The sequence below is a fragment of the Saccharothrix xinjiangensis genome, assembly GCF_039527585.1.
GTDB lineage: Bacteria > Actinomycetota > Actinomycetes > Mycobacteriales > Pseudonocardiaceae > Actinosynnema > Actinosynnema xinjiangensis.
Map to the genome: position 1 here is coordinate 1 of NZ_BAAAKE010000017.1, position 18055 is coordinate 18055.

Here is an 18055-nt window from a genome sequence, read left to right on the forward strand (position 1 = left end):
GTCGCGGTCGGGGTGCGGGCCGGCGGCGTGGCCGGGGGCGCGACCGGACCGGGCGGTGGCACGGCGGCGAGCGCGGCGCGGGCGGCGACGGCCAGGGCGCCCGCGCTCTCGTGCCGGCCGGCCGGGTCCTTGGCCATGCCGCGGGCGATCACGTGGTCCAGCGCGGCCGGCACGGCGGGGTTGAGCGCGCCGGCCCGGGGCGGGGCCTCCTTCAGGTGCGCCCAGATCTGGGCCGCGGTGCCGTCGGCGTCGAAGGGCCGCCGACCGGTCAGGCAGGCGAACAGCACGCAGGCCAGCGCGTAGACGTCGGCCCGCGCGTCCACCGGCCCGTTCTCGAACCGCTCGGGGGCCATGTAGTCGAGCGTGCCGATCACGTCGCCCGAGGCCGTGATGTGCGTCGCGGCAGGTGAGGCGCTGCGCGCGATGCCGAAGTCCACCAGGTACACGAAGTCGCCCGGCGCGACGAGCACGTTGGACGGCTTCACGTCGCGGTGCACGAGCCCGTCGGCGTGCGCGGCGTCGAGCGCGCCCGCCACCTGCTCGACGATCCGCACCGCCCGCTCGGGCTCCAGCGGCCCCCGCGCGATCACGTCGGTCAGGTCCGCGCCCTCGACCAGGCGCATGTCCAGGTAGAGCCGCCCGTCGATCTCTCCATAGGCGTGGATCGGGATGACGTGCGGCTCCCGCAGCCTGGCCACCACCTGCGCCTCGCGCCGGAAGCGGGCCCGGAACGCGGCGTCGTCGTTGAGGGCGGGCGCGAGCCGCTTGAGCGCCACGACCCGGTCGTGCACCGTGTCGTGCGCGCGGTGCACCTCTCCCATGCCCCCGCGCCCGAGCAGCTGCCCGATCCGGTAGGGGCCGAACACCTCGTCAGCCATGTCCCCCGCGTTCTCCGTGCTCCGTACGCTGCGATCGACGCGGGGCGGGCCGCCGCGGTTCCGGGACCGGCCGAGGTCGTGCCGGAGTGATCAAGCACACCTACCGTTTCGGTCGGTTGACCGACCGAAACGGTAGGTGGATGGGTACCGTCGGACGCATGGCACGACTGACCCGCCAGTACGTCGACGAGCAGATCCTCGACCGCGCGGCAGGGCTGTTCGCGCGGCACGGGTTCGCCCACACGTCGCTGAAGGACCTCGCCGACGCCGTCGGCCTGTCCAAGGCCGGGCTGCTGCACCACTTCCCCAGCAAGGAAGCCCTGTTCGAGGCCGCGATGGAGATGGGCCGCACGCAGAGCCAGCACGTGCTGGACCAGGTGTCGCCGCTGCCCGACGGCCCGGCGCGCGACCGGCGCGCGGTGGAGCTGCTGGTCGACTTCGCCCTCGAACGGCCCGGCCTGGTGGCGCTGGCGTCCCGGGCGATCAACACGCTCGGCAGCGACGAGACCGACGACGGGGACAACGGGTTGGCGGGCGTCGACCGCCTCGTCTTCGACGTGTTCGGGGTCACCCCCGACTCCGGCGACACCGAGCGGCTGGTCCGGGTCGTCGGGATGCTCTCCGCGCTGGCCGTGCTCAGCCTGTCCGCCAACCGCGCCGGCGACAAGACCGGTTGGCGGCCCCACATCGTCACGACCTGCCTCGACGCGCTCGGTCACCGTCGTGCTTCCCCTTCCCCATCCCCGTTCGACCTCGCCCAGGCGGAGGCTTGATCCCCCATGGCACGTCTGCTCTACCGACTCGGCTTCGGCGCGCACCGGCGCCGACTGGTCGTCGTCCTGTTGTGGCTGCTGGTGCTCGCCGGCACCGCCGTCGGCGCGGTGACCCTCTCCGGGGCGACGGCCAACTCCTTCTCCATCCCCGGCCAGGAGTCCACCACCGCCCTTGACAAGATCAAGGAGGAGTTCGGCTCCCAGGGCGGCGCGACCGCCCGCGTGGTGGTCAAGGCGCCGGAGGGGCAGCAGCTGACCACCCCGGAGAACGCCCAGCGCGTCGCCGGGCTGGTGCAGGAGCTGGGCACGCTGCCCGGTGTGACCTCGGCGAGCAACCCGCTCGACCCCCGGGCGCCCGCCGTGAACGCCGATCAGGACACCGCCTACAGCACGGTCACCTACGAGGCCAAGGTCGGCGAGGTCACCGAGGAGCAGCGCACCGCGCTGACCGACGCCGTCGAGGGCGCCCGCGCCGGCGGGCTGACCGCCGAGGTCAGCGGTGAGGCCGTCCAGGCGCCGCCGCACATCGGCGGCGCGGCCGAGGTCATCGGCGTCGTGATCGCCCTGCTGATCCTGGCCCTGACCTACGGGTCGCTGGTGGTGGCCGGGATGAACCTGCTCACCGCCGCGGTCGGCGTGGGCATCGGCGCGCTGGGCATCACCATCGCCACCGGCTTCATGGACCTCCAGTCCACCACCCCGATCCTGGCCGCGATGCTGGGCCTGGCGGTGGGCATCGACTACGCGCTGTTCATCATCAACCGCTACCGGCAGGAGCTGCGCGAGGGCAAGGACGTCGGCGACGCCATCGGCGCCGCCGTGGGCACGGCGGGCTCCGCGGTCGTCACCGCCGGCCTGACCGTGGTCATCGCCCTGGCCGGCCTGACCGTGGTCGGCATCCCGTTCCTGACCCAGATGGGCGTGGCCGCCGCGCTGACGATCATCGTCGCCGTCCTGGTCGCCATCACCCTCGTGCCGGCGGTGCTGAGCTACATCGGCAAGCGCGCGCTGCCCCGCAAGCAGCGCACCGAGCCCGTGCGGGCCGCCGGCGGCGACGAGACCGCCGAGGACGCCCGGGACCGCGGCTTCTTCCGCGGCTGGATCGGCGTGGTGACCCGCAACCGGGTGGCCACGCTGCTGCTCGCGGTCATCGGCCTGGGCGTCATCGCGGTGCCCGTCACCTCCATGCAGACCACCCTGGTCATGGCGCCGCCCGCGGGCTCCTCCCAGGAACGCGCGGACCAGCTGCTGGCCGACGGCTTCGGCGAGGGCTTCAACGGCCCGCTGGTGGTGCTGTTCGAGGGCGCGAACGCGGCCGGGACCGCCGCCGGGACCGTCCAGGGGATCCAGGGCATCGACGACGTCGCCCTGGTCACGCCGCCGACGCCCAACGCCGACGGCTCCGCCGCGATGCTCACCGTCATCCCCGAGTCCGGGCCCGCCACCGAGGCCACCGAGCGCCTGGTGGACGACCTGCGCGACCACCTGGCCGGCGTCGAGGGCGCGACCACGTACGTCACCGGCACCACCGCGGTCAGCGTCGACGTCGCGGTGGCCCTCGACGAGGCCATGCCGATCTACCTGGCCCTGGTCGTCGGCCTGGCCCTCGTCCTGCTGGTCCTGGTGTTCCGGTCGATCCTGGTCCCGCTGGTGGGCGTGCTGGGCTTCCTGCTCACCATCGGCGCCTCGCTCGGCGCGACGGTGGCGGTGTTCCAGTGGGGCTGGCTGGCCGGCGCGGTCAACCTCGACGGCACCGGCCCGCTGCTGAGCCTGACGCCGATCCTGATGGTCGGCATCCTGTTCGGCCTGGCCATGGACTACCAGATCTTCCTGGTGTCCCGGATGCACGAGGCGCACCACCGCGGCCGGTCGCCGCGCGACTCCATCACCACCGGCTTCCGCCAGGCCGCGCCCGTGGTCGTGGCCGCCGCGCTGATCATGTTCTCGGTGTTCGCGGGCTTCGTCCCGGCGGGCGAGGGCCCGATCAAGTCCATCGCCTTCGCCCTCGCGATCGGCATCCTGGTGGACGCCTTCGTGGTCCGCATGGTCCTCGTGCCGGCCGCCCTGGCGCTGCTGGGCGAGAAGGCCTGGTGGCTGCCCAAGTGGCTGCGCCGGCTGCCCGCCCTCGACGTCGAGGGCGCGGGCCTGGAGGACGCCGGGTCCCGGTCGCGGGACGAGGCACTGGTCGACGCCAACCGTTGATCGCGCGCGGAACCCCGGCGATCCCCGACGAGGGGGCGCCGGGGTTCCCGCGTTCAGCCCCGGCGGTCGCGTTCGGGCAGGCGCCCCACACGTCGGACCGGTCGATCGCGCGGTCGTCGACGGGTGCCGGCCCACGTGGGCGGGCAGGTCCGGCGCGGGGTGCGCGACGCCCCGGCGCGGCCGGACCGGTGGCGGGCAGCCGGGTCGCGGCGCGGGCGGCGTCAGGCGACGGCGAGGACGCTCGGGGTGACGTCGTTGAGGATGTCGCTGTGCAGCCGCCGCAGCTCGGACGACGGGTCGATGCCCGCGCCCGCCCGCAGGTCCCGCTGCGCGACGAAGTAGGCGTGCAGGGCGTCGGCGCGGCGGCCGCTGTGGTAGAGCGCGGTGATCAGCAGGCGCTGGAGGTTCTCGCGGAGCGGGTGCTCGGCGACGAGGGCGGTCAGGTCGGACAGGACCTCCCGCGACCGGCCCAGGGCCAGCTCCAGGCGGGCGAGCTGCTCGACCACGTCGACGCGCTTCTCGGCCCACCAGCGGGACTCCGGCGCGAGCGCCGGCACGTCGAGGCCCTGGAGCAGCGGGCCGCGCCACAGCGCCAGGGCCTGGCGGTAGCGGTGGGCGGCCTCCTCCACCAAGCCCGCCCGGTCCAGCTCGGCGGCGGTCGCGGTCAGGGCGAGGATGCGGCCGGTGTCGACGAGGTCGGGCGCGACGTCCGCCGAATAGCCGCCCGGGTCCGTCCGGACGAGGCTTTCCGGCATACCGCGCCCGGCGAACTTGCGGCGAATGCCGTGCACGCAGATGGCAATTTGGTTCTCCGGGTTCTTCGGCCCCTCGGAGGGCCACACGGCGGCCGCTATCCGGTCGACCGACTGGGTCTGCCCGGAATTGAGCAGCAACACCGCCAGGACGACGCGCTGGCGTCTTGACGGGATCGGGACCACGTGGTCACCGGAATGGACGCGCAGCGATCCGAGCACACTGAAGCCGAACAAGGTGGACAGCCTCCCCCAGGATTTACCAGGCCTTAACTCAGCGTCATCGAGCTTACCGGTTCTTCACGGTAGGTGTTCGTCCGTGTCTTCACAGTAGCCGTCACCGCTTCGGCGGCGGCTTCGGCCGCGGCGCCCGCCTCCTCCGGCGTGGCCCCGACCGCGATGACCGCGCCCAGGACGCAGGACTTGTAGTCGACGGGCGGCTGGTCGACCTCGGCGCCGACCGGCCGCTCCACGACCAGGTGGCGCACCCCGGTCGTGCGCGCCGCGTCGTCCAGCCCGGCGTACCCGGTCACCGTCCCGGTCCGGTCGGTCACGAGCTTGCGCACGCACGCGCCCATCGGCGGCCCGTCCGCGGCGAGGGGCGGGCGACCCGTCGCCACCCGCACCGAGTTCTCCGCGAACGACCGGCCGGTGGCCAGGGTGACCAGGTGCGAGGCGATGAAGTCGCCGCCGCCGCGCGCGCCGACCTCGACCAGCCGCACCCGCCCGTCCGGCCCGACCATGCACTCCAGGTGGAAGGTGCAGTCGTCGAGGCCGAGCGCGGCCACGACCCGCGCGGTGACGTCGTGCACGCGGTCGAGCGCGGCGGGCGGCAGGACGCTGGGGTGCCGGTGCGCCAGTTCGACGCGGAACGGGTCCAGGGTGCGCTTGTCCGTGACGCCGGCGACGTGCACCGCGCCCGCGTGCACGAAGCCCTCGACGCTGTGCTCGGTGCCGGGCAGGAACTCCTCGTAGATCAGCGCGCCGAAGCCGCGCAGCCGCTCGAAGGCGGCGCGCAGCCCGGCCTCGCCGTCGACGAGGAAGATGCCCCGGCTGCCGGACGACGTCGCGGGTTTGAGCACGCCGGGCAGCCCCACCCGGTCGAGCGCGGCCACGAGGTCGTCCCGCGAGGCGACCCGCGCGAAGCGGGGCACCAGGTCCGGGTGCGCCGCCGCGACCGCCGCCCGCATCAGCGCCTTGTCCTTGGCCCGCAGGGCGGCCCCGGGGCTCGGACCGGGCAGGCCGAGGCGCGCGGCGATGCGGCTGACCGTGCGCACGTCGCCGTCCGACCAGGCCAGGACGCCCTCGACCCGGTGCTCCCGGGCCAGGGCGTCGACCAGGTCGTCCGGCACGGACGCGGTGGGCGCCTCGATCGCGGTCACCGTGCCCGGCAGGCCGTCCGGGACGCGGTCGGCGAGCAGCACGACCCGGTGGCCGAGCCGGTGCGCCGCCTCGAACGCCGCGCCGCGCTCCAGGTGCGTCCGCCGGACGTTGACGAACAGGAGCGACCCGGTGCTCACCGCGGCGCCCCCGAATCGGCCCGCGGCACGCCCGCGCCGGACCCCGCACCCGGGCCGGGTCCCGGGGGCGCGCCCGCGCCGGGGACAGCGCTCGACGCCGGGGCCACTCCCACCTCCGGCCCCGAGCCCGCACCCGGACCCACGCCCGCACCTGAACCCGCACCCACGCCCGGACCCGGCTCCGGCCCTGGTGCCGCTCCCGCTCCCGGCGCCGCTCCCGGGACCGCGACCACGACCACGTCCGCCGCCGCCCCCGTGACGGGCACGGGTTCAGCGCCCCGCCGGGCCACCGCGACCTGGGCGAGCACGATGCCCACGAGCATCGCCGCCGAGCCGACCCACTGCGCCGGCGTCAGCCGCTCGCCGAGCACCACCGCGGCCAGCACGCCACCCACGATGATCTCCAGCGCGGCCACCAGGCTCGCCGAGGTCGACGGGATGGTGCGCTGGGCCACGACGGCGAGCAGGATCGCACCCGCCATGCCGATCAGCCCCACGTACAGGGCCAGCGCCCACACCGGGGCGGAGGCCTCGCCGAGGGTGGCCGTCCCGGCGAGCGCCGACACCGGGAACGGGGCGACCGCGCCCGCCGCGACCAGCGCGAGCGCGCCGAGGCAGCCGCCCCAGGTGGCCATGACCAGCGGGTCGTGCGTGCGCAGGCCGCGTTCGGCCAGCAGGAACCGGCCCGCCAGGGTCAGCGCCGCCAGCAGGCCGAAGAGCACGCCGACGCCGTCCAGGCCCGAGGCCGTGCCGACCTTGCTGACCAGCGCGAGCCCCGCCAGCAGGACGGCGATGCCCACCCACAGCAGGTTGGGCACCTGCTTGCGCTGCACGAACCGCACCCACAGCGCGACCAGCACGGGCGACAGGTACTCCAGCAGGAGCGCGACGCCCACCGGCAGCCTGGCCAGGGCGACGGTGTAGAGGACCTGGTTGACCGCGATGGTCACCACGCCGTACACCGCCACCAGCCACCAGTCGCGGCGCGGGATGAGCAACCGGCCGCGCCGCAGGAGCAGGGCGGCGGTGAGCAGCGCGACCGCGCCGATCACCGTCCGCACCTGGATCACGTTGACCGGGGACAGCTCGGTGGACGCGAGCATCTTCAGCGCGGGCGCGGCGCTGCCCATCGCGATCGCGCCCAGCGTGCCCATGACCAGGCCGGTCAGCAGGTTCGACCTGGTCATCGGGTCAGCACGTCGGCCAGCAGCCGCACGCCGCGGGCGAACTCGGCCTCGGGCAGCGCCTGGAACGGCAGCCGCAGGAACAGCCTCCCGTCCGGCAGGCCGCCCGGGAAGAACGCCGACCCGCGGGCCAGGCGCACGCCCGCGTCGGCCGCCGCCGCCAGGAACTCCGGCTCCGGCAGCGCGGACCGCGCGAGCACGCTGAGGAAGTAGCCGCCGCCGGGCTCGGCCACCACCTGGTCCCCGAACGCCTCGCGGGCCGCCGCCACGGCCGCGTCGTGCCGCGGCTTGAGGAACGACACCGCGGTGGCGACCGCGCTGTCCACGACCCCCAGCTCCAGGCACCGCGCCGCCACCGCCTGGGACAGCGGGGTCGGTGTGAGGTAGGTGCCCTCGCCCAGCTCGGCCAGCCCGGCGACCAGTCCCGGGTCGCCGATGGCGTAGCCGACGCGCAGGCCGGGGCTGAGCACCTTGCTCAACGACCCGACCGTGATCACCCGGTGCGGCGCCAGCTCGGAGAGCGCGGGCTGCTCGACGCCGCGGAACCGGAGCCTGCGGTACGGGGTGTCCTCGACGATCGGGAAGTCGTGCCGCTCCGCGAGGTCGACCAGGGCCCGCCGGTTGCCCTCCGACGCGCACGCGCCGCTGGGGTTCTGGAAGTCGGGGATGGTGTAGAGGAACGCCGGCCGCCGCCGGGCGACGAGCGCTTCGAGCCGCTCGACGTCGAGGCCGTCGCCGTTCAGCGGCACGCCCAGCACGCGGCCGCCGTGGCGCTGGAAGATCAGGCCGGCGCGGTCGTAGGTCGGGGACTCCACCACGACGTCGCCGCCGCCGGGGCCCAGCAGCAGCTGCGACAGCAGGTCGAGCACCTGGAGCGAGCCGTTGCCGACGAACACCTGCCGGGGGTCGACGCCGTGGCGGGCGGCCAGCGCCGCGCGCAGCCGCTCGTCACCGAGGTTGCCGCCGATGCGCGGGTACTGGAACACCTCGGTGGGCCGCTCGGCGAGCACCTCGGTGGTGATCTTGGCCAGTTCGTCCACGAGCAGCACCTCCTCCGGCGGGACGCCGCGGGTGAACTGGACGGGGCTGGGTGACATGGGACCGCCAATCGGGAGGGGTTTCACAGGGGGTGCGCGCCGGGGAGGGCGACGAAGGACCGGTCCAGCTCGGCCACCGAGGACGCGCCGAGCTGGCGCAGCGCGTCGCGCAGCTCGGCGTCGACGAGGTCGAGCACCCGGCCGACGCCGGCCTCGCCGTCCAGGCCGAGACCCCACAGGTAGGGCCTGCCCAGGCACACGGCGTGGGCGCCCAGCGCCAGCGCCTTGGCGACGTCCACGCCGGACCGGACGCCGCCGTCGACGAGGAGCGCGGTGCCCGCGGGCAGCTCGGGCGCGATGCGGGAGAGCGCGACGAGGCTGGGCACGACGCCGTCGAGCTGGCGCCCGCCGTGGTTGGAGACGATGACGCCGTCCGCGCCCTCGGCCACGCAGCGGCGCGCGTCCTCGGCCCGCAGCACGCCCTTGACCAGCAGCGGCAGCGGGGTCAGCTCGCGCAGCCAGGCCAGGTCCGCCCAGGTGACCGGCAGCCGGTCGAGCCGGCCCGAGGCGGGCGCGGCGCCGTCGAGCACGCCCACCGCGCGCAGCGTGCCGTAGTCGACGTCGTCGGGCAGCCGGAACCCGGCGCGCCAGGTGCCGACGCGGCGGGCGCTGTCCGAGGCGTCGACGGTGACCACGAGGGCCGTCGCGCCGCCCCGCTCGGCGTAGGCGACGGTCTCGGCGACGTGCGCGCGGTCCCGGTAGCCGTAGAGCTGGAACCAGGTCAGGCCGGGTGACGCGGCCGCGATGTCGGGGAACGGGTGGTGGGTGTCGGTGCTGACGATCGACAGCACGCCCCGGCGCGCGGCGGCGCGGGCGGTGGCCAGCTCGGCGTCCGGGTGCAGCAGGCGCTGGGGGCTGGTCGGCGCCAGCACCACCGGGCTGGTCAGCTCGTGGCCGAGCAGGGTGGTGCCGGTGTCCGGACCCCCGTCGGAGGCGCGGATGCCGCGCGGGGTCAGCCAGACCGACCGGAACGCGGCCTCGTTGCCCTCGACCGTGCCGTCCGCGCCCGCGCCGCCCGCGACGTAGGCGCGGACCGGCGCCGGTGTCCGCTCGCGCCACGCGGCCTCGACGTCGGCGGCGGTGTGGTCGACGCGGGGTTCGACGGCGGTCACCAGACGCCCCGGATGTCGCCCAGGGCGGGGATGACGCGGGACCCGGCCATCATGTCCTGCACGACCCGCGGGAACGAGCGGACCGAGTAGAAGCGGCGCAGCCAGCGGTCCCGCCCGTCGTAGCGGGGGACGAACGCGGTGCGTCCGTGCGCGGCGACGGTGTTGTCCACGATCACGCAGTCGCCGGGTTCGAGCAGCACGTCGTGGCACACCTCCTCCAGCGCCTCGGCGAGCCGGACCAGCGCGGCGCGGCCCGCCGGGGTGACGGCGAAGGTGTTGTGCGAGTTGAACCGCAGGAACGGGCGGGCCGGGTCGCCGTAGAACACCGGGTGCGGCCCGGCGGGCGCGACCTCCGCGCCGCCGCGGGTGAACGACGTCGGGTGGTTGCTGTGGAACACCGGCTGCCGCAGGGTCGCCGCGGTGGCGGGGTCCAGCAGCTCCAGGGCGTTCCGGCCGGAGGCCACCCGGGTGGCGGCCACGCCGAGGTGGTCCTGGCGCAGGCAGATCAGGCCCAGGTAGTCCGGGCGCAGCGGGTGGTGGACGTTCTCGGTGTGGAAGTCGAAGGCGACCGAGCCGGAGTTCTCGATCCGGGCCTCGTCGCCGGGCACCGGCTGCACCTCGTGGACGAGGGCGCCGCCCTTCTCCTCGGCGTAGCCGACCATCGTGCCGAGGGCGTCGGCGAAGCCGCGCAGCAGGTCGTCGGTGGGGTGCCCGGCGAGCGTGGCGGGCCTGCCGTCGACGTGCGTCGGCGGGATTTCCCCGATCGGCAGGCCGCGCAGCAGCAAAAACCCCTCCCGCCCGGAATCACGGGCGAATTCGGCGAGCGCGACGGGCGGTTTCCCGCCGTTCACCAGATCGACCAATTCGGTTTCGGAAACGGTGTGCGCGGGTATTGCGACAACGCTGGACATCGTGTGTCCGTCCCCTTACATCCGGAATGTGAACGCTACCGATGACCAACGCTAACGACCGTGGATTCCCCCCGGCTTTCGGCTCGATTTCGACCGCGACGCGCGCGCCCGGGTGGTGAGGCTAGCCGAGTTCGGGCGGGCCGCGATTGAAAGTTGTGCCGGAGCCGCGCAAAATCGTTGCGTGCCGCGGATCGCCTTGGACGACATCGACCACGCCCTGTTAGCCCTGCTCCAGCAGGACAGCGCACGCACCCTGGCCGCCCTGGGCGAGCTGGCGGGGCTGTCGCCCAGCGCCGTGCAGCGGCGCATCGGCCGCTACCGGGACGCCGGGCTGATAGACCGCACGGTGGCCGTGCTGGACCCCCGCAAGGCGGTCGACGTGCTGCTGGCCGTCTGCACGGTCACGCTGGACCGGGAATCGGTCGAGGCGCACGAGGAGTTCCGGGCGCGCGTGCTGGCGAACCCGCACGTGCAGCAGGTCTACAACGTGTCGGGCGACTGCGATTACGTGGTGATCCTCGCGACGACGGGCATGGCCCACCACCGCGAGGTCGCCGACGAGGTGCTGAAGAGCGCGCCCAACATCCGCCGCTACACGACGATGTTCGTGCTGGACCCCGTCCGGACCACGCTGACGCTGCCGACGGTCGAGCCGCGGTGAGGGACGGGGGTGCGCGCCGCCGAAGCTCCCCGGCTCCCGGGGAGCTTCGGCGGCGTCAGTACGCGGAGGCGCGCACGGCGAAGACCGAGCGGTTGCCCGCGTACTCGGTGAGCGACCAGAGCTGACCCTTGGCCGGCCAGTAGGAGAGGTCCTCGGGCCCGATCGGCAGCACGTCGGCGCGCATGACGACCGGACCGCCGGGCGTGAACGTGGCCAGGTCGCCCTTGTTGCCGCTGCCGTCGCTGGTCGACAGGTAGAACTTGCCGTTGATCGCGGTCGCGCCCTGCATGCTCTGCACCGACACCTCGTAGGCCTCGCTCGCGCGGGCGTAGCCGTCGGCGGACTCGGTCAGCATCCGGTCGGTGTAGTCGATCGGGAAGCGGAACAGGCGGCTGCCCGCTCCGGGGTTGGCGTACTCGCCGACCACGACGCTGTCCGGGGTGCTGGTGCGGTCCAGCGCGGCGAACGAGAAGCGGATGTTCGCGCGCCCGTTGGCGGTCGACTGGTTGTAGGCGAAGGCCTGCGGCAGCACGTACTTGTAGCCGAAGGCCTGGTGGCTGCCGTCGGCCTGGCGGCCGATCGCGGAGCTGTCCGTGGTGCTGGTCTGCCACAGGTGGCGCAGGTCGAAGACCCGGAAACCGCTGCCCGTGGCCGCGACGTACAGGTGGTGGCCGTACCAGAACATGCCGCCGGCGTGCAGGGTGACGGGCCGGAACGAGGCCTGGCCCGAGCCGTTGGTGTAAGGCTCGACGAGCAGCACGTGGCGGTAGGTGGGCGCGGAGGGCGTGGAGTAGTCGACGAACGAGACCCGGACGCCGCGCTCGATCCCGTCGGAGCCGTTGTCGTACCAGCTGACCAGGATCGCGGTGACGCCCTCGTAGGTCGCCTCGCCGTAAGCGTCGGCGGTCGTGGTGATGCCCTGGGGCATCCAGTACGCGACGCCGTCGTCACCGCTGTTCCAGCAGAACGCGGCGACGCGGTTGGCCGCCGCCGGCGCGCAGGAGGTGGCGGCCCGGTTGCCGTCGCCGACCACGGTCGGGACGCTCACGTTGGGCAGCGCGGCGTCCAGGTCGTCGATCAGCCCGGAGTAGCCGGTGGCCTTGAGCCGGAAGTCGGCCGCGGGCAGCGTCGTCGCCGCCTGCGCGGGCACCGCGGGCGCCACCGCCGCGACGAGCACCGCCACCAGCCCGACGACCACTGCTCGGCACTTCTTCACCGGACTACCCCCTTGTTGGTGGAACGCCCACAAGGGTCATCATGGCGACACCCGCCACGTGGATCAACCGCCATCCCGACGCGGTTCGGCGGTTCAGTCCGCGGGCCCGCGGAGGGTCAGCACCACCCGCAGCACGTGCTCGACGGCGGAGGGGAACAGCGCGCCGCGCAGCTCGTCGCGGACCGCGAGGGTGCGGGAGGCGAACTCCAGCATGTGCTCCGGGCCCACCCGCCGCACCACGAGCGCGGCGACCTCCTCCAGGTCGAGGTCGGGGTGGTCGAGGCGGGTCAGGGCGAACTCGACGACCAGCTCCTCGTCCGTCATGCGCGCTCCCTCCCGGCCCTGCCGAGCCTACGCGGGAACCCGGTCCGCCGCGCCGCGCGCCGCGGGTCCCCCGGTTCGGGCATCGCGGCCGGGAGGCGGGTCCGAACCGGGCGGAACCGGTGGCGCGCGGGGTGTTGTGACCGTCCGCACGTCGTTCGCCGGCGGCGGAAATGGGCGCTCGCGGCGCGATCGGCCCCGGTATTGTCGAGGGTGTTCCGGGCGCTGTCGCCCGTCTTCGCGCCCGTTGTTCCCCGGGGGGATCCCGCATGATCACTACCGACGTGCCCGGCGCCGTGCCGGGCGCCGCCTCGTCACCCGCGCTCAGCCGCGGCGACCGCACCGTGATCGGGGTGCTGCTCGTCGCCACGTTCGTCGTCATCCTGAACGAGACGATCATGGGCGTGGCGCTGCCGGTGCTGCTGACCGAGCTGGGCGTGACCGCCTCGGTGGGCCAGTGGCTCACGGCCGGCTTCCTGCTGACCATGTCGGTGGTCATCCCGGTCACCGGCTACCTGATCCAGCGGGTGCGCACGCGCGTGCTGTTCGGCGTGGCGATGGGCCTGTTCAGCGCGGGCACCCTGATCGCGGCGCTGGCGCCGGGCTTCACGGTGCTGATGGTGGCGCGCGTGGTGCAGGCGTGCGGCACCGCGATCATGCTCCCGCTGCTGATGACCACGGTCATGACGCTCGTGCCGCCGGCCCGCCGCGGCGCGCTGATGGGCAACATCTCCATCGTCATCTCCGTGGCGCCGGCGATCGGCCCGACGGTGTCGGGCGTGGTGCTGGACCTGTTCGGCTGGCGCGCCATGTTCTGGGCGGTGCTGCCGATCTCGCTGGCGACCCTGGTGCTGGGGCTGCGCCTGGTGACGAGCATCGGCGAGTCGAGCCGGGCCCCGCTGGACGTGCCGTCGGTGGTGCTGTCGGTGTTCGGCTTCGGCGGGCTGGTCTACGGCCTGTCCAGCATCGGGCACACCTCCGGGTCCTCCTCCGCGGTGCTGTGGTCGTCACTGGCGGTGGGCGTGGCCGGCATCGCGGCGTTCGTGCTGCGGCAGGTGTCGCTCCAGCGCCGCGAACGCGCCCTGCTGGACCTCAGGACGTTCGCCTTCCGCACGTTCACCCTGGCCAGCGCCCTGATGATGGTGATGATGGGCCTGCTGCTCGGCGTCGTCACGATCCTGCCGATCTACGCCCAGAACGTGCTGGGGCTCGACCCGCTGGCCACGGGCCTGCTGCTGCTGCCCGGCGGCCTGCTGATGGGTCTGCTGTCGCCGTTCGTCGGCCGGCTCTACGACCGGGTGGGCCCGCGGCCGCTGCTGGTCATCGGCACGATCGCGACCAGCGCGTCCCTGTGGTTCGCGGCCACGTTCGACGCCTCGACGCCCCCCGCGCTGGTGCTGGTGTTCCACCTGGTGCTGAGCCTGGGGCTGGCGTTCTCGTTCACGCCGCTGTTCTCCGCGGGCCTGGGCGCCCTGCCGTCCAGGCTCTACTCCCACGGCAGCGCGATCTTCAGCACGACGCAGCAGCTGGCCGCCGCGGCCGGGGTGGCGCTGCTGGTGAGCGTGATGAGCGGGCGGGCCGCGGACCTGCTGGCGTCCGGTCAGCCCGCGGTGGGCGCCGAGATGGGCGGCCTGCACCTGGCGCTGCTGTTCGCGGCGATCGCCTCGCTGGCCGCGGTGGCCGGGTCCTTCCTGGTCAAGGGCGGCAAGGCCGAGTCGCCGGCCTGATCGGCGGGTTGCCTGAACCAACCCCTGGGGTGGGCTTTCCCCCACCCCTGGGGTGGGGAAAAGTCGACCCGGGAACGGAGGCTGGCACCGCTGTGCCGGGCCGTCGTCCCGACCATGCTGGGGATCATGTCTTCGAGCCCGTCGCACACCGGGGTACGTGATCTGTTCCTCGACGTGGTCCGCGCCTTGGCCATCGTCGGTGTCGTGGCGCAGCACTGGCTGATGCCGGTGCTCGGCTACTCCGCCGGTCGCCTGAGCACGGGCAACGCGCTGACCACGCCCGGTTGGTGGTTGTTCACCTGGCTGTCCCAGGTCATGCCGCTGGTGTTCTTCGCGGGCGGCGCGGCCAACCTGCTGTCCCTGCGCCGGGTGCAGGCGGCGGGCGGCACCGGCCGCGACTGGCTGGCCGCGCGCGTGCGGCGCCTGCTGCTGCCCGCGCTGCCGCTGCTGGCGGTGTGGCTGGTCGTGCCCGGCCTGCTGCGCATCGCCGGTGTCGCCGAGCAGCCCGTCGAGGTCGCGGGCGCGGTCGCCGCCCAGCTGCTGTGGTTCCTGGCGGTCTACCTGCTCACCGTGCTGGTCACGCCGCTGGCCGTGGCCGCGCACAGCCGGTGGGGCCTGGCCGTGCCCGTGGCCCTGGGCGTCGCCGGGGTGCTGGTCGACCTCGCCCGGTTCAACGACGTGTGGCTGATCGGCTACGCGAACGCGGTGTTCGTGTGGCTGGCGGTGCACCAGGTCGGCTTCCACTACACCGAGGGCAGGCTGGGCGCGCTGCGCCGCCGGGGCGCGTTGGCGATGTCGGCCGCGGGGTACGGCGTCACCGCGCTGATGGTCTTCTTCGGGCCGTACCCGGCGAGCATGATCGGGATGCCCGGCGCGCCCATGTCGAACATGAGCCCGCCGAGCGTGCTGCTGGTCGCGCTGGGCATCGGCCAGGTGGGCCTGCTGCTGGCGCTGCGCCCGGTGCTGGACGCGCTCGGCAGGCGCCCACCCGTCGCCGCCGCGCTGCGCCTGCTCGGCCCGCGCTTCATGAGCGTCTACCTGTGGCACATGCCGGCGCTGGTGGTGGTCGCCGGGATCGCGGTGATCGGCTTCGGCTACCGCACCCCGGAGCCCGGGACGGTGCTCTGGCTCGCGAGCGCGCCGGTCTGGGTGGCGGTCACCGCGCTGGTGCTGGTGGGCCTGCTGCGGGTCTTCGGCCGCTTCGAGTCGCGCGGCTCCGGCGGCGCGCCGGGCGGGGTGGCCCGGCCCGTGGTGGCCGCGGTGCTGGGCGCCACCGGCCTGCTGGGCCTGGCGGCCACCGGCTTCGCCCTGCCGCCGAGCGGCAACCCGCTGGACGGACCGCTCCCCTGGGTGTTCCTGGTGTGCGCGGCGTTCGTGTGCGCCGGCGGGCCGGCGCTGGTCGGCGGGGACCGGCGGTCGTCGTTGGCGCCGGTCCCCGCCAGTCCTCAGTAGACGCTCGCCTGCCGCGAGGTCGCCTTGATCCCGTTGGAGCCGTTGAAGATGCGGTTGCCCCAGCTCGTCAGGCTGCCGCGGTTGAAGCCGGTGACCATGTCGAGGTACTCGACACCGCCGCCGTTGCCGCTCCAGGACCAGCCGAGGTAGCCGATGCGCTGGGACTGGGCCGTGGCCATGATGGTGTTCTCGTCCGGGTTGCCGTCGGAGTGGTTGTCGCCGAACTCGCCGACCACGATCGGCAGCCGGGCGTTGACGAAGGCGTTGAGGTAGGACGTGACCTCGGACGCGGTGTCGTAGACGCCGTACATGTGGATGGAGAAGACGGTGTTGCGCTGGGAGTCGGCGTTGAACACCGAGGAGGCGTTGTCGCGCATGGTGGACGACCAGTCCTGGCCCCAGTTCGGGGCGTCCACCATGAGCGTGTGGGTGAAGCCGTTGGACCGCAGCCGCGAGATGGCGTTGCGGGTGTCGTTGGTCCAGTTGCCGTAGTTGTTGTTGCCGTAGGGCTCGTTGCCGATGTTGATGATGACGTAGCGCTCCTGGCCCACCAGCGCGCCCTTCACGCCGACCCAGAAGTCCACGGCCTGGCTCAACGTCGCCGCGCCGGACTGCTCGCCGTAACCGGTGGTGTCATGCGCCTCCAGCACGCAGACCAGCTTGTTCGACCGGCACTGCGACACGATCGAGGACACTTCCGAGGCGCTGGTCCGCGTCCACCGCTGACCGCTGCCCAGCACCACCCGCACCGAGTTGGCGCCCAGCGCCTTGACGTCCTTGAGCGCCTGGCCGGTCCGGTCGGGGTACCAGGCGTGGGCGTGGTTGACCCCGCGCATGACGAACTCGCTGCCGTTCGCGTCGTAGAGGCGGCCGTTGCCGACGTAGAAGCCGTTGGCGGCCGAGGCGGCGGGCGCGCCGAGCAGGGGCGCGGCGGTCGCGAGCAGGACCGTTGCCGCGAGCAGGGACCATCGTGTGGTCATGGTTTCCTCACCGTGTCGTCGTTGACATCGTTGACATCCCGGAACCGCTGGGTGGCGGGGGCAACCGGTTCGAGACCCGATGCAATCGGTTAACCGGTTAAGCGTCAAGGGGCGCGTATGAGCAGAGGCCGAATCTGGCCGGTATCGGACAAAGTGAATCGGTTAAGCGCTTACCGGTCTCAGTTGGTCACCGGCGCGGCGCGCCCGGCGGTGCTGTGCCGGACGACCAGCCGGTGCCCGGCGCGCACCTCCACCCCTGGCAGCGGCCGGTCGCTGTTGATGCGCTCCAGGAGCCGGTCGACGGCGGTGGTGGCGATGGCGACCTTGTCGGGCGAGATGGTGCTGATCGGGGGGTTGGAGTAGCGGCCGTCCTCGATGTCGTCGTAGCCGATCAGGGCGATGTCCTCGGGCACGCGCAGCCCTCGCGCCAGGGCGACGTGGAGCGCGCCCAGGGCCACCAGGTCGCTGTAGCAGAAGACGGCGTCCGGCGGGTCGTCCCGGTCCAGGAGCCGGCTCATGGCCCCGGCCCCGTCGGCGCGGTTGAAGCGCGGGGTGCCGATGACGAGCGACTCGTCCACCGGCAGGCCGGCGTCCGCGTGGGCCCGCCGGTAACCCCGGGTGCGCAGTTGGGCGGCTTCGCCGGTGGGGTAGGGCTGGTCGCCGATGGCCGCCACGCGCCGCCTGCCCAGGCCGATCAGGTGGGCGGTCGCGGTGCGGGAGGCGGCGACGTCGTCGATGCCCACGTGGTCGAAGACGCCGTTGGAGACCCGTTCGCCCAGCACGACCAGGGGCAGTGACGGGTCGTCGGGCAGGTCTTCCTGGGCCAGGCCCAGCGGGCTGAAGATCATGCCGTCGAACGGGAACGCGCGCCCGCTGCGGCGGAGCAGGTCCCGTTCGTGGCGCGGGTCGCCGTCGGTCTGGTCGACCAGGACGTTGTAGCCGCGCTCGCGGGCCCCGGGGATGACCGCCTGGAGCAGCTCGGCGAAGTACGGCGTGTCCAGGTAGGGCACGACCACGGCGATCTGCCCGGAACGGCCGTTGGCCAGGTTGCGGGCCAGCACGTTGGGCCGGTAGCCGAGTTCGGCGATGGCGAGCTCGACCTTCTGCCGGGTGCGCTCGGTGACCTTGGCGTAGCCGTTGACCACGTTGGAGACCGTGCGCGGGGACACCCCGGCGAGAAGGGCTACGTCACGCAGCGTGGCATCGCGCATGTCTCTCCCGCGTGTCCCCTGCGCGGCCCGTTCGCCGTTGCAGCGCTGCGAGGAGTGT

At 73.7% G+C, this 18055-nt stretch carries 16 protein-coding genes; 5 read left to right on the top strand and 11 right to left on the bottom strand.

Going from position 1 to position 18055, the window contains the following annotated elements:
• Positions 1 to 878: serine/threonine-protein kinase (locus tag ABD223_RS27795; RefSeq protein ID WP_344039523.1), on the bottom strand; the 878-nt coding region annotated here is incomplete at its 3' end.
• A gap of 158 nt (positions 879 to 1036) precedes the next feature.
• On the opposite strand from ABD223_RS27795, the gene ABD223_RS27800 reads away from it, so the two are divergent.
• The gene (locus ABD223_RS27800) at positions 1037 to 1651 is read left to right on the top strand and encodes a TetR/AcrR family transcriptional regulator (protein WP_344039524.1); all 615 of its coding nucleotides are present in this window, start codon (positions 1037 to 1039) and stop codon (positions 1649 to 1651) included.
• A gap of 6 nt (positions 1652 to 1657) precedes the next feature.
• The gene (locus ABD223_RS27805; RefSeq protein WP_344039525.1) at positions 1658 to 3853 is read left to right on the top strand and encodes an MMPL family transporter; all 2196 of its coding nucleotides are present in this window, start codon (positions 1658 to 1660) and stop codon (positions 3851 to 3853) included.
• A 221-nt stretch (positions 3854 to 4074) separates the two neighbouring features.
• Here the strand turns inward: ABD223_RS27805 and ABD223_RS27810 are convergent, their stop codons facing one another.
• Genes ABD223_RS27810 through ABD223_RS27835 form a run of 6 tightly spaced genes read right to left on the bottom strand, consistent with a single transcriptional unit; the run spans position 4075 to position 10369 of the window.
• On the bottom strand, positions 4075 to 4842 hold the full coding sequence (locus ABD223_RS27810) for an AfsR/SARP family transcriptional regulator (RefSeq protein ID WP_344039526.1): 768 nt from the start codon (positions 4840 to 4842) through the stop codon (positions 4075 to 4077).
• 32 nt (positions 4843 to 4874) lie between these two features.
• Positions 4875 to 6125: an ATP-grasp domain-containing protein gene (locus tag ABD223_RS27815; protein WP_344039527.1), complete on the bottom strand. Its 1251-nt coding sequence runs from the start codon at positions 6123 to 6125 to the stop codon at positions 4875 to 4877.
• On the bottom strand, positions 6122 to 7312 hold the full coding sequence (locus ABD223_RS27820) for a DMT family transporter (RefSeq protein ID WP_344039528.1): 1191 nt from the start codon (positions 7310 to 7312) through the stop codon (positions 6122 to 6124). Before ABD223_RS27820 ends, ABD223_RS27815 begins: the two co-directional genes overlap by 4 nt.
• Entirely contained in the window at positions 7309 to 8406 is a 1098-nt protein-coding gene (locus ABD223_RS27825; RefSeq protein WP_344039529.1) for an aminotransferase-like domain-containing protein, read from the bottom strand. The genes ABD223_RS27820 and ABD223_RS27825 overlap by 4 nt, the downstream gene beginning before the upstream one ends.
• A gap of 23 nt (positions 8407 to 8429) precedes the next feature.
• Positions 8430 to 9518 (bottom strand): alpha-hydroxy acid oxidase, encoded by a 1089-nt coding sequence (locus ABD223_RS27830; protein WP_344039530.1) that lies wholly within the window; start codon positions 9516 to 9518, stop codon positions 8430 to 8432.
• Entirely contained in the window at positions 9515 to 10369 is an 855-nt protein-coding gene (locus ABD223_RS27835; protein WP_344039531.1) for a TauD/TfdA family dioxygenase, read from the bottom strand. Before ABD223_RS27835 ends, ABD223_RS27830 begins: the two co-directional genes overlap by 4 nt.
• A 241-nt stretch (positions 10370 to 10610) precedes the next feature.
• On the opposite strand from ABD223_RS27835, the gene ABD223_RS27840 reads away from it, so the two are divergent.
• Complete coding sequence (locus ABD223_RS27840; protein ID WP_344039532.1) at positions 10611 to 11090, top strand: Lrp/AsnC family transcriptional regulator; 480 nt, start codon at positions 10611 to 10613, stop codon at positions 11088 to 11090.
• A gap of 55 nt (positions 11091 to 11145) precedes the next feature.
• On the opposite strand, the gene ABD223_RS27845 is transcribed toward ABD223_RS27840, so the two are convergent.
• Together ABD223_RS27845 and ABD223_RS27850 are read right to left on the bottom strand one after the other, a co-directional pair.
• Positions 11146 to 12306, bottom strand: coding sequence for a hypothetical protein (locus ABD223_RS27845; RefSeq protein WP_344039533.1), 1161 nt, complete (start codon positions 12304 to 12306; stop codon positions 11146 to 11148).
• A gap of 93 nt (positions 12307 to 12399) precedes the next feature.
• Entirely contained in the window at positions 12400 to 12630 is a 231-nt protein-coding gene (locus tag ABD223_RS27850) for a hypothetical protein (protein ID WP_344039534.1), read from the bottom strand.
• Between the two features lie 266 nt (positions 12631 to 12896).
• Here ABD223_RS27850 and ABD223_RS27855 point away from each other — a divergent pair, with 266 nt between their 5' ends.
• Positions 12897 to 14354 carry a DHA2 family efflux MFS transporter permease subunit gene (locus ABD223_RS27855; RefSeq protein ID WP_344039535.1) on the top strand — a complete coding sequence of 486 codons (1458 nt, stop codon included), beginning with the start codon at positions 12897 to 12899 and terminating at the stop codon, positions 14352 to 14354.
• Positions 14355 to 14480: 126 nt separating this feature from the next.
• On the top strand, positions 14481 to 15806 hold the full coding sequence (locus ABD223_RS27860; RefSeq protein ID WP_344039536.1) for an acyltransferase family protein: 1326 nt from the start codon (positions 14481 to 14483) through the stop codon (positions 15804 to 15806).
• Here ABD223_RS27860 and ABD223_RS27865 read toward each other — a convergent pair.
• The gene (locus tag ABD223_RS27865; RefSeq protein ID WP_344039537.1) at positions 15800 to 16786 is read right to left on the bottom strand and encodes a cellulase family glycosylhydrolase; all 987 of its coding nucleotides are present in this window, start codon (positions 16784 to 16786) and stop codon (positions 15800 to 15802) included. The genes ABD223_RS27860 and ABD223_RS27865 overlap by 7 nt on opposite strands.
• Positions 16787 to 16965: 179 nt before the next feature.
• On the bottom strand, positions 16966 to 17997 hold the full coding sequence (locus ABD223_RS27870) for a LacI family DNA-binding transcriptional regulator (RefSeq protein ID WP_344039538.1): 1032 nt from the start codon (positions 17995 to 17997) through the stop codon (positions 16966 to 16968).
• Positions 17998 to 18055 lie beyond the last annotated feature (58 nt).